Source organism: Pseudomonas sp. EA_65y_Pfl2_P74 (assembly GCF_963970575.1).
Lineage (GTDB): Bacteria > Pseudomonadota > Gammaproteobacteria > Pseudomonadales > Pseudomonadaceae > Aquipseudomonas > Aquipseudomonas baetica_A.
The window spans coordinates 18,687-29,381 of the sequence record NZ_CAXAOQ010000046.1 but is presented as its reverse complement, the minus strand read 5'-3'; the positions used below and the strand labels follow the sequence as shown (position 1 = coordinate 29,381).

11 protein-coding genes are annotated in these 10,695 nt (G+C 59.0%); 6 read left to right on the top strand and 5 right to left on the bottom strand.

Annotation, left to right across the window (positions count from 1 at the left end; all coding sequences use genetic code 11):
* Together AACY18_RS26765 and AACY18_RS26760 are read left to right on the top strand one after the other, a co-directional pair.
* Positions 1-277, top strand: a 277-nt coding sequence (locus tag AACY18_RS26765) for a transposase (RefSeq protein ID WP_339466676.1), incomplete at its 5' end; no start/stop codon positions are given.
* A gap of 144 nt (positions 278-421) precedes the next feature.
* Positions 422-1,150 carry a dienelactone hydrolase family protein gene (locus tag AACY18_RS26760; RefSeq protein WP_339466674.1) on the top strand — a complete coding sequence of 243 codons (729 nt, stop codon included), beginning with the start codon at positions 422-424 and terminating at the stop codon, positions 1,148-1,150.
* Positions 1,151-1,249: 99 nt separating this feature from the next.
* Here the strand turns inward: AACY18_RS26760 and AACY18_RS26755 are convergent, their stop codons facing one another.
* A complete protein-coding gene (locus AACY18_RS26755) occupies positions 1,250-2,113 on the bottom strand; it encodes a pirin family protein (protein ID WP_339466672.1) in 864 nt (287 codons plus the stop codon).
* 61 nt (positions 2,114-2,174) lie between these two features.
* Positions 2,175-2,591, bottom strand: a complete 417-nt coding sequence (locus AACY18_RS26750; RefSeq protein ID WP_339433712.1) for an OsmC family protein — start codon at positions 2,589-2,591, stop codon at positions 2,175-2,177.
* A gap of 128 nt (positions 2,592-2,719) precedes the next feature.
* Here AACY18_RS26750 and AACY18_RS26745 point away from each other — a divergent pair, with 128 nt between their 5' ends.
* Both AACY18_RS26745 and AACY18_RS26740 read left to right on the top strand, forming a co-directional pair.
* Positions 2,720-3,775, top strand: coding sequence for an amidohydrolase family protein (locus AACY18_RS26745; RefSeq protein WP_401160266.1), 1,056 nt, complete (start codon positions 2,720-2,722; stop codon positions 3,773-3,775).
* Positions 3,776-3,905: 130 nt separating this feature from the next.
* Entirely contained in the window at positions 3,906-5,531 is a 1,626-nt protein-coding gene (locus AACY18_RS26740) for a methyl-accepting chemotaxis protein (protein ID WP_339466669.1), read from the top strand.
* Between the two features lie 110 nt (positions 5,532-5,641).
* On the opposite strand, the gene AACY18_RS26735 is transcribed toward AACY18_RS26740, so the two are convergent.
* From AACY18_RS26735 to purM, 3 genes are read right to left on the bottom strand one after another with little or no spacing between them, the layout of a single operon-like run.
* On the bottom strand, positions 5,642-6,355 hold the full coding sequence (locus AACY18_RS26735; protein ID WP_339466667.1) for a DUF3108 domain-containing protein: 714 nt from the start codon (positions 6,353-6,355) through the stop codon (positions 5,642-5,644).
* Positions 6,356-6,363: 8 nt separating this feature from the next.
* Positions 6,364-7,014, bottom strand: a complete 651-nt coding sequence (purN, locus tag AACY18_RS26730) for a phosphoribosylglycinamide formyltransferase (RefSeq protein ID WP_339433708.1) — start codon at positions 7,012-7,014, stop codon at positions 6,364-6,366.
* Complete coding sequence (purM, locus tag AACY18_RS26725; RefSeq protein WP_221732188.1) at positions 7,014-8,072, bottom strand: phosphoribosylformylglycinamidine cyclo-ligase; 1,059 nt, start codon at positions 8,070-8,072, stop codon at positions 7,014-7,016. The genes purN and purM overlap by 1 nt, the downstream gene beginning before the upstream one ends.
* A gap of 370 nt (positions 8,073-8,442) precedes the next feature.
* Here purM and AACY18_RS26720 point away from each other — a divergent pair, with 370 nt between their 5' ends.
* Together AACY18_RS26720 and AACY18_RS26715 are read left to right on the top strand one after the other, a co-directional pair.
* Positions 8,443-9,501, top strand: a complete 1,059-nt coding sequence (locus AACY18_RS26720; RefSeq protein WP_339466664.1) for a DUF2066 domain-containing protein — start codon at positions 8,443-8,445, stop codon at positions 9,499-9,501.
* Positions 9,502-9,535: 34 nt separating this feature from the next.
* Positions 9,536-10,609, top strand: coding sequence for an AI-2E family transporter (locus tag AACY18_RS26715; RefSeq protein ID WP_339466663.1), 1,074 nt, complete (start codon positions 9,536-9,538; stop codon positions 10,607-10,609).
* Positions 10,610-10,695 lie beyond the last annotated feature (86 nt).

Here is a 10,695-nt window from a genome sequence, read left to right as displayed (position 1 = left end):
CGCCCAGCGCCGCTATGTCTCACGCCATGCCCATGAGGAGGCCTTTGAGCGAATGGAGCAGCGGATGCTGGCTCATCCGCAGATGATGGCCAGCCGAAGATCCATCGTTGAGCACCCTTTCGGCAATTTCAAGCAATGGCTGTTTGGGAATGGTCGCTTCCTGCTGCGTCAGTTGGAGGGAGCAAAAGCGGAAATAGCCTTGGCGGTGAACGCTTACAACCTCAAGCGAGCGATTAGCGTGCTCGGAGCCCGCCAGTTGATGGCGCTAATGGGCTGAAAGGCCTTTTTTCGTCTGTTGCCCGCACAAAAACAAACGCCCCGAACAAGTCGGGGCGTTTTGTTGGGCCTTCATCAGTGTGTTTTCACACAGTCTGTTCGGCGGGTTTTTTCATTCTGGTGTTTAACAAATCAGGAGTCAGAAATGAGCCAAGTCACTGTACGTTCCGTGGTCTATCAGATTGATGGCCAGCCTTTTGAAGGCCGGTTAGCCTTCGATGCCGATCATAAGGGCGCGCGCCCGGGTCTGTTGATGGCCCCGAACTGGATGGGCGTCAGTGCCGGCGCCGAAGAGATCGCCAAATCGGTCGCAGCCAAAGGCTACGTGGTGTTGATCGCTGACGTTTACGGTCAGGCGGTGCGTCCGCAGAACGCCGATCAGGCTGGTGCGGCGATGATGCCGCTGAAAAATGATCGGGCCTTGCTGCGCAAGCGCATGCAAGCGGCGTTCGAGCAGTTGCACGCGCAGGGTGAAGCCGCGGTCGATATTTCCAGGCTGGCGGTGTTCGGCTTCTGTTTTGGCGGTTGTTGTGCGCTGGATCTGGCGCGTACCGGTGCGCCGGTGAAGGCCGTGGTGTCGTTCCACGGTACGCTGGATTCGCCAAACCCGGCGGATGCGAAGAACATCAAGGGCTCGGTGCTGGTGTTGCATGGTGCTTCCGACCCCTTGGTGCCGAAAGAGCAATTGCCGGCTTTCGAAGATGAGATGAACGCGGCGAACGTGGACTGGCAATTGCTGAGCTACGGCGGTGCAGTGCACTCGTTTACCGATCCGCACGCCAATGTGCCGGGCAAGATGATGTACGACGCGAAGACCGCTGCGCGCGCCTTCAAGTCGATGCATGACTTATTGGATGAAGTGTTCAGGGGCTGATTCAGGCGGCGCCTGTTCTGGCCTCTTTTCCCGCATTGGAACGCGTTCCAGTGCGGGAACAGGCTTGCTCGCGAAGAGGGTTAATCAGCGACACAAGATTCAGGGCAATTCAATCCGCTCACTTTCCCCGGGCACTGTCGGCCAATCCCCGGCCGCCCATTTGCGCCGTGCCTCATCAATGGCTGCCGGATCGCTCGCGACAAAATTCCAGTTGATCCGCCGAGGTCCGTCCAGCGGGGCACCGCCGAACACCACAGCATGACAATCAGTCTCGGCAAACAAGCTCATCTCTTCCCCGGGCGGGAGCACGACCAATAGATGGGGGGTGATCGTTTCGCCATTCAATTGCGCATCACCACTCAACACATACACCGCCCGTTCTTGATGCTCGGTCGGGATCAGCAGTGTGGTTGCCGCTTGCATTTTCACTTCGGCGTACAGCGTAGGAGAAAGCACCGGTACCGGCGATTCAAGACAAAAGCCTGACCCGGCAATCATCCTTATCTGCACGCCGAGGTTATCGCTGACGGGTAGCGTCGCCGCCGGGTGATGGCTGTAATGCCCAGGGCCTTGCTCATGATCCTTGGGCGAGGCCAGCCAGATCTGCAAACCGTGCATGGTGAAGCTTTGCTCCCACAACGGCTCGGGTGTGCGCTCGACGTGAGCGATGGCGCTGCCAGCGGTCATCCAGCTGACATCGCCAGCGCTGACCACCTGATCGGAGCCGAGGCTGTCCTTGTGCTGGATTTGCCCTTCAAACAGATAGGTGAGGGTCGACAGGCCGATGTGCGGATGCTGTCGGATGTTCATGCCTTTGCCCGTCGGATAAATCGTCTCGAGCATGTGATCAAAAAACACGAAAGGCCCGACGCTGCGGCATTTGGCTGACGGCAGTGGGCGCAGAATCGGCTGGCCTTCGACGTCTTCGGCGCGCGCGCGGATGATCAGAGGTTGCGTGTCCATGGTGCATTCCAGGCTGAGCGGGTGATGTGCAGAGCATAACCCGCCGCAGCGCGCGTGTTGATTATTGGCTGTCGAAGCCTTGTGGCGCGTGGGTTTCGATCGTCACGTCGGTGGTGGTCATCAGCTTGTGGATTGGGCAGCGGTCGGCAACGCGCAGCAGTTCTTCACGCTGGGCGTCAGTCAATACGCCTTTGAGGGTGAGTGTGACGTGCAAGACGTATTTGCCTTTTTGTTCTTCGCTGTTGTCGCGTTTGACGTCGACACCTACGCCCGTCAGCGGGATGTCTTTCTTCTTTGCGTACATCTTCAGGGTTATTGCCTTGCAGGCCCCCAGAGCCGCGTCAAAGTAATCATGCGGCTCGGGGGCCGAGCCTTCGCCACCGGCAGATTTCGGTGCGTCGGCAAACAGTTCGTGGTCATCGATCCTTACGGTGTGACGAAAGCCTTCAGCGGAGACGGTATTGACGGTAACGGTCATGGGAACCTCACTGGCAGTAGGAAAAGTCGTTCGATCAAAAAAGACCTTGCAGTTATAGAGCATTCCTACCGGCACGCGTTCCACTTTCCTGCGGGATGAACCCTTGTCGTCAGGACGGGGTCTAGGTTATGCCTACTTGTTGGAGATTAATTGTGTCCCTGTATCGTTTGAGTCTTGCCTGCCTTCTGGCCTTTGCCAGTTCGGCCAGTGCCCGCGAATACACCTACAGCGACGCGCACCTGCACTACGTGGATTTTTTCCAGGAAACGGCTGGCATGTCGAAACTGCTGACAGCCATGAAGGACAACTTCGTCGAGCATGTGATGATTTCCGGTATTCCCGTGGCCAAAAAGTGGCACGAAGACGAACCCAAACGCCCGCGTTATTACGCCGGCGATGATGCCGATGCGTATTGGTACAGCGCCACCGACGTGATCGTTGCAGATGCGGTGCAAAAACTAACGCCTGAACAACGCCCCTTTTTCCATCCCTTCCTTTCAGGTTTCAACCCCAACGACAAAAACTCTGCTGCGCACATCCAGCGCATGCTCGATCTGTACCCGGGGCTATGGCAGGGCATCGGCGAGGTGTTCACCCGCCATGACGATCTGACGGCGCTGACGTCTGGTGACACGCCACGCGCCAATAACGAAGCGATGACCAGGATCTATCATCTGGCGGCGGAAAACGATCTGCCGGTGATGCTGCACTCCAACATCACCTCCAAACGTGAGAAAAATCCGCTTTATCTGAGGGAAATCGAAGAGCCGCTGCGTAATCATCCGCACACCCGATTTATCTGGGCGCACGCGGGGACAAGCGCCGAGATTCATCGGCATCAGACACAGTTGAAATTCCTGCTTGCGACCCTGACGCGGATGCTTGAGGCCTATCCGAATCTCTACATCGATCTGTCCTGGACCATGCTCACTCCGTATCTGCTGGATGCGCAGGGGAAGCCGCGCCCGGTATGGCTGGCACTGGTAGAGCGTTATCCGGAGCGCTTCATGCTCGGTTCGGACGTGGTCGGGCGATTCAACAGGCTCGGTCAGGAAATGCACAGCTTCAAACCGTTTCTCGATGCGCTACCGGAAGACGTCGCCCATAAAGTCGCAAAGGACAACTTCCTGGCGATCTTGCCACGAACGGAGCTCAAATCCGCTAAAACCACGCTGAATCGATAATGCCGCGTGTTCGGAGTATTAAGGCGTTTTGATATCACGTTTTGGTCTTACGCAAATTTCCGCCCGGCCGATACCTTCTAGAGCAACCAGCTGCAGGGTTGATGCAGCGCTTTTGGAAGGAACCAGAGCAATGAGTATCCGTAGTCTCAATATTGCCCCGCGCGCCGGATTGGGTTTTGGCCTGTTGGCCCTCATGGTGTTTGCCCTGGGGGCGTTCGCCTTGCTGCAAATGTCCAACATGCGTGCCCAGTCTGATGAGGTCGATAAAAACTGGTTGCCGAGCGTGATGGCCGTCGGCGAGATGAGTCAGGACATGCTTCGCCTGCGGGCGTTGACCATGCGCCTGTTGATCGACCGTGATCGGCAGGCGCTTGAGCAGAATGTTGCCAAACTCAATGAGTTGCGCGGCGTGCTCAGTGAAGCCCAGCAACGATATGACGTGCTGATCGTGCTGCCCCAGGAGCGTCAGTTGTTTGATCGTTTCAAAGTTGCCGAGCACAAGTACCTGGAGTTTCAGGCGCAGGTGATGCAGTTGTCCGCACAGAGTCGGGTAGAGGAGGCGGCGGCGATTCTCAACACTCAGATGAGCCCGTTGGCCGATGACATCACGGTCACCCTGCGTGAACTGGTCGAACTGAACAAGCACAACGCCAATCTTGCTACCGAAGCTGCACGGTTGGTGTTCATCAATTCGCGGGTGTGGGTCGGTGTGATGATCGCCGTCACGGCGTTGATCACCATAGGCCTGGCGTTGTTACTGACCCGCAGCATCGTGATGCCGTTGGCGCAGTCGTTGGGCGTGGCGCAAGTGGTGGCCGGAGGTGATCTGACTGGAGAGATCGACATTGCAGGCAAGGACGAGCCGGCGCGACTTCTGCAAGCGCTGCAAAGCATGCAGCACAATCTGCGTGACACGATTCGGCATATCTCCCAGTCATCCAGCCAGTTGGCTTCGGCGTCGGAAGAACTCAGTTGTGTCACGGAAGACGCTACGCGCGGACTGCATCAGCAGAGTCTCGAAATCGAGCAGGCGGCCACGGCGGTCAATCAGATGACGGCAGCGGTGGAGGAGGTGGCCAGCAACGCGGTGGCGACGTCCGAAGCCTCGCGCGAATCCGATCGTATTGCCCAGCATGGTCGTGAACAGGTGCGCCAGACCGTGACGTCGATTGAGTGTCTCGCCCAGGACGTTACCAATAATGCGAGTCAGGTGGAGGATTTGGCGCAGAAGGTTCATGGCATCAGCAAGGTACTGGATGTCATTCGTTCAATTGCCGAGCAGACCAATCTACTGGCCCTTAACGCTGCGATAGAGGCGGCGCGGGCCGGCGATGCCGGGCGTGGGTTTGCAGTGGTGGCCGATGAAGTGCGGGCGTTGGCCCATCGTACCCAGCAGTCGACGCAGGAAATCGAGCAGATGATTGGCGGTATTCAGCAGGGCACCGATTCGGCGGTCAGTTCGATGCAGCAGAGCAATGGGCGAGCGGGTTCAACACTGGAGTTGGCCAAAGCTGCGGGAGTGGCGTTGGAGGAGATTGCGTCGGCGTTTACGCTGATCAACGAGCGCAATCTGGTGATCGCCAGCGCTTCGGAAGAGCAGGCCGCGGTAGCGCGGGAGGTGGATCGCAATCTGATGAACATCCGCGATCTGGCGATGCAGTCGTCGGCGGGGGCTAATCAAACCAGTGCAGCGAGTCAGGAGTTATCGCGGTTGGCGGTGGATCTGAACACCATGGTGGCCAAATTCTCGGTATGACTCGATAGCCGATCGCAACGGTGAACCCGCTCACAGTGGTTGTGTGTTGTTGCGCAAATTGCAGGCATGAAAAAGCCCCGCTTTGCGGGGCTCTTCAATATCGCGCTGGATCAGCTACCTTTGACAACCTTGCCGTTGACCGTGCCGTCCTGGAGCATGATGTTGTACTCCTTGCCGTCGGTTTCAACCTGTTGCAGGCGAACCAGCAGATAGTCCCAATCCTTGGCGAACCACAGGACGGTGATGCGCTTGCTTTGTGTCGGGTCGCGCACGCGCTCGACTTTGATCGAATCGATCTTGCCAGCCTTGGTGTCGACCTTTTCCGAGCCCAGCACGCGGAAGTCATAGGTGTCGACTTCGCCATCATCGACCACTTGGTAGCTCATGGTCTTTTTGCCGGCCGCTACGTCATGTTGCAGCGCCAACTGATAAGTGGATTTGTCGACCATGCCACGGTTGAGCGGGATCTTCACCGCGTCGCCACGGTCAGTGCCGGTAACCATTTTGCTGTTCCAGTCGAAATCCAGGTCAGCCTTCTTGGCTTTGCCCAGGCCACCCCGTTCGAAGTGGTAGGACTGCGGCAGCAAGGTGTCCTTGTCCAGGGTCAGGGTGCTTTTTTCACTCAGGCTGGCAATCATCATCGATGCCTTGAAGCTGAGCGTCCAGACGCCGTTGGCATCCTTGGTCAGGCTGCGTTCGGCGGTGCCGCTCATGGGCAACTGTTTCCAGTCGGCGGTATAGCTGGCGGAGAACGGTTGAAGGTCTGCTGCCTGCGCTAAAGGCAGGGCGAGCAGAGCGCAAGCGAAGAGCAGGGCGCGACGCATAATATCTCCTAGTTTCGAATCAAGTGGCCGCTGGCCGCGAGTAGCTGGCTATCCAGTAAAGCACCTTGTTCTCCGAGCGTCAGCCTGCCTTCGGCAAACCAGCGTACCGCCATCGGATAGATAAGGTGCTCCTGAACGTGAACCCGTTGCGCCAGACTCTGCGGCGTGTCGTGCAACTCTACCGGTAATACTGCCTGTACGACCAGTGGTCCGCCATCGAGTTCCTCGGTGACGAAGTGTACGGAGCAGCCGTGCTCGGTGTCGCCGGCTTCCAGCGCGCGCTGATGAGTGTGTAACCCTTTGTATTTGGGCAGCAGCGACGGATGGATATTGAGCAGGCGACCCTGATAGTGGCGAACGAAATCAGCGCTGAGAATGCGCATGAAACCGGCCAGTACCACGAGTTTGGGATTGAATTCGTCAATCAGTTTGATCAGGGCAGCATCGAAGGCCTCGCGACCTTCGAATGCCTTGTGATCCAGCGAGCGGGTGGCGATACCCGCGTCACTGGCGCGTTGCAGGCCGTAAGCGTCGGCGCGGTTTGAAATCACCGCAGCGATGCGAACCGGGCTGTCGCCGGTCCGCGAGCTGTCGATCAAGGCCTGCAAGTTACTGCCGGTGCCGGACAACAGCACCACGACATCACAGGTTGCGGACATTAATGAGCCTTAAGGTTCTTCAGATCAACCTGAGCTGCGCCTTCGGCGGCGGCAGCGATCTGACCGATGACCCAAGGCTGCTCACCCGCTTCACGCAGGGTGTTCAGGGCCACTTCAACGTGCTCCTGAGCCACGCAGATGACCATGCCTACGCCGCAGTTCAGTACGCGGTGCATCTCGGTTTCGTCAACGTTGCCTTTTTCTTGCAGCCAGTCGAAGACGGCCGGGCGAGTCCAGCTGGCCACGTCAACAACGGCCTGGGCGCCTTTTGGCAGAACGCGCGGGATGTTGTCGAGCAGGCCGCCGCCGGTGATGTGGGCCATGGCTTTGACGGCGCCGGTGTCTTTGATCAACTTGAGCAGCGGCTTGACGTAGATGCGGGTTGGCGCCATCAGCAGGTCGGTCAGCGGTTTGCCGTCGAGCTGGATGTTTTCGATGTCGGCGCCGGACACTTCGATGATCTTGCGGATCAGCGAGTAGCCGTTGGAGTGCGGGCCGGACGATGGCAGGGCGATCAGGGCGTCACCGGTGGCGACTTTCGAGCCGTCGATGATTTCGGCTTTTTCCACGACACCGACGCAGAAACCGGCCAGGTCGTAGTCTTCGCCTTCATACATGCCAGGCATTTCTGCGGTTTCGCCGCCCACCAGCGAGCAACCGGACAGTTCGCAGCCAGCGCCGATGCCGGTAACGACCTGGGTTGCAGTTTCGACGTTGAGTTTGCCGGTGGCGTAGTAGTCGAGGAAGAACAGTGGCTCGGCGCCGCACACCACCAGATCGTTCACGCACATGGCAACGAGGTCGATGCCGATGCTGTCGTGCTTGTTCAGGTTCAGTGCCAGACGCAACTTGGTGCCGACGCCGTCAGTGCCGGAGACCAGCACAGGCTGCTTGTAGCCGGCCGGGATTTCGCAGAGGGCGCCGAAACCGCCCAGGCCGCCCATGACTTCCGGGCGCGCAGTGCGCTTGGCGACGCTCTTGATGCGTTCGACCAATGCTTCACCGGCGTCGATGTCTACACCGGCGTCCTTGTAGCTCAGGGAGGGTTGCTTGCTCATGATCCAGGCCTTTAGGGGGGATTCAGGGGTAACGACCGAGTTCAGCGGGAACGCCGAAGTCGATGGGGCGATTGCCTCACGCGAGTTTCGAGGTGCCCGGCTGTTGCCGGTCTGCGAAGGCGCGCGATTTTATCAGGCTTGAGGGGCAGCGGCCATCCTCGCACCGACGGGCAGGGGCATATCGGCCGAAATTTTTTGCAATTGAGCCGTCCGGGTGCCTGTATAAGGTGTTGCAATTAACCGTCTATCGTTATCACTGTGCAAAAACTTACCGCCGCTGTGTGAATGTTTTGCAACGGCCGGTGGTCACAGCCTTGCTCAATCGGTTCACGCGGCCTGTTCCAGCCGCTCCTGTCGACGGGAATTTTCCATGCGTTTTTGTAAATTGTTGTTTGTGTCCTGTTTGTCTGTGGTCAGCCTGGCGAGTCATGCCGAAAACCTCAAAGGCCTTTATCAAGTGCGTGAGCCGGTCAGCGGCCAAGCGCCGCAAGAGCGTGATCGCGCGACCCAGGCCGCGCTGGACACCCTGGTGTTGCGCCTGACCGGTGATCCTAAAGCCCCGCAAAATCCCGGGTTGGCGCCGATCAGGAAAGATCCGCAGCAGATCATCACCCGGTTCGGCTTTGATGCCGGTCCACCTGAGGTGCTGAAAGTCGATTTCGACCCCAATACCACCGAGCAGGCCTTGCGCCGCGCCGGGTTATCCCTGTGGGGGGCCAGTCGGCCGTCGATTCTGGGTTGGTGGCTGAGTGACTCGACCGAGGGTTCGAGTCTGGTCGGTGATGGTCAGGCCGCTGCTGCGCCGCTGCGTGCAGCCGCTCAGCATCGCGGTTTGCCATTGCGTTTGCCGCTGGCGGACCTCAGCGAACAATTGGTTGCTAGCGCGCCAGTACTGGAGGGCTCTGATCCGGCGCCATTGCAGGACGCTTCGGAACGCTACAATGCTGACGCCTTGCTGGCAGTACATGCCCGTGAAGAGGGCGGGCAGTGGCAGGCCAAATGGCACTTGTGGATGGGCGATCAAAAAGACGCGGGGAGCGTGCAGGGTGCCGATCAGGCCGCCGTGGCCGATGCCGTGATGCTGGCGGTTGCCGAGCGACTGGCGCCGCGTTATGTGGTCAAGCCCGGCACTTCAGGTCAGCAGACGCTGGAGGTGCAGGGCATGAATCTGGAGCGCTATGCGACGTTGTTGCGGGTGCTCGAGCCGTATGGGGTGCGTCTGCAGAGTGTTGATGGCGATCGTATCGTCTATCGGGTCAATGGCAGTGTCGATCAGTTGCGTGCTCAGTTGTCGCTGGCGAAGTTGCAGGAGTTGCCGGCCGCAGCGCCAGTGCCTGTGGCTGCGCCGCAAGCGTCGGTCCAGGGTGCAGCGCCGGTTGCTGCTCCGGCCCCGACACCTGCGGCGCCGTCTCTGCGGTTTCGCTGGTAAGTCTTTCCTTATATAGAAGAAGCAGGAGTGGTAAATGGCCGATACGCGGCGTTGGTTCTGGCTCGGTGGGGTGGTCCTGCTTTGCGCGTTTGTGTGGTTGCTGCACCCGATCCTCACGCCGTTTCTGGTGGCGCTGCTGCTCGCTTATCTGTTCGATCCGCTGGTGGATCGACTGGAAAAGCTCGGGCTGTCCCGAGCCTGGGGCGTAATCACCGTGTTTGCCTTGTTCTCGCTCATCGTGACGGCGCTGTTGTTGGTGTTGGTGCCGATGCTGGCCAAACAGATGCTGCGATTGTATGAGTTGACCCCCCAAATGCTGGACTGGTTGCAGCACACGGCGGTGCCATGGGCGCAGTCGAAGCTGGGGTTGGCGGATGGCTTCTGGAAATTCGACAAGGTCAAGGCGGCCATCAGCGAGCACATGGGCCAGACCAGTGACATTGTCGGTGTGGTGCTCAGTCAGGCGACGGCTTCGGGGCTCGCGCTGATTGGGTGGTTGGCCAATCTGGTGCTGATCCCGGTGGTGGGTTTCTATCTGCTGCGAGACTGGGACTTGATGATGGCCAAGATTCGCAGCCTGCTGCCGCGTGATCGTGAGGAGCGCGTGGTAACGCTGGCAGGCGAATGCCATGAGGTGCTAGGGGCATTCATGCGCGGTCAGTTGCTGGTGATGCTGGCGCTGGGCGTGATTTACGCGGCTGGGCTGATGATCGTCGGTCTGGAGTTGGGGCTGTTGATCGGTCTGATTGCGGGTCTGGCGGCGATCGTGCCGTACATGGGTTTCGTGATTGGCATTGGTGCGGCGCTGATTGCCGGGTTGTTCCAGTTCGGAGGGGATCTGTACCCGATGGTCGGGATCGTCGCGGTATTCATGATTGGTCAGGCGCTGGAAGGCATGGTGCTGACGCCGCTGCTGGTGGGCGACCGGATCGGATTGCACCCGGTGGCAGTGATCTTTGCGATTCTGGCCGGCGGCGAGTTGTTTGGTTTCACCGGGGTACTGCTGGCGTTGCCGGTAGCGGCCGTGATCATGGTGCTGGTGCGACATGTGCACGATCTGTACAAGGATTCCGACATTTATAGTGGCGTGGACGAACTCGAGCTGTGATCGAGACGGGCGACCCGGCAGATCGCCGGGTTGGCTCGTGTCTTGCGGGTGATACGGGTCTGACCGCGTCAGAGAATCTGTCATAA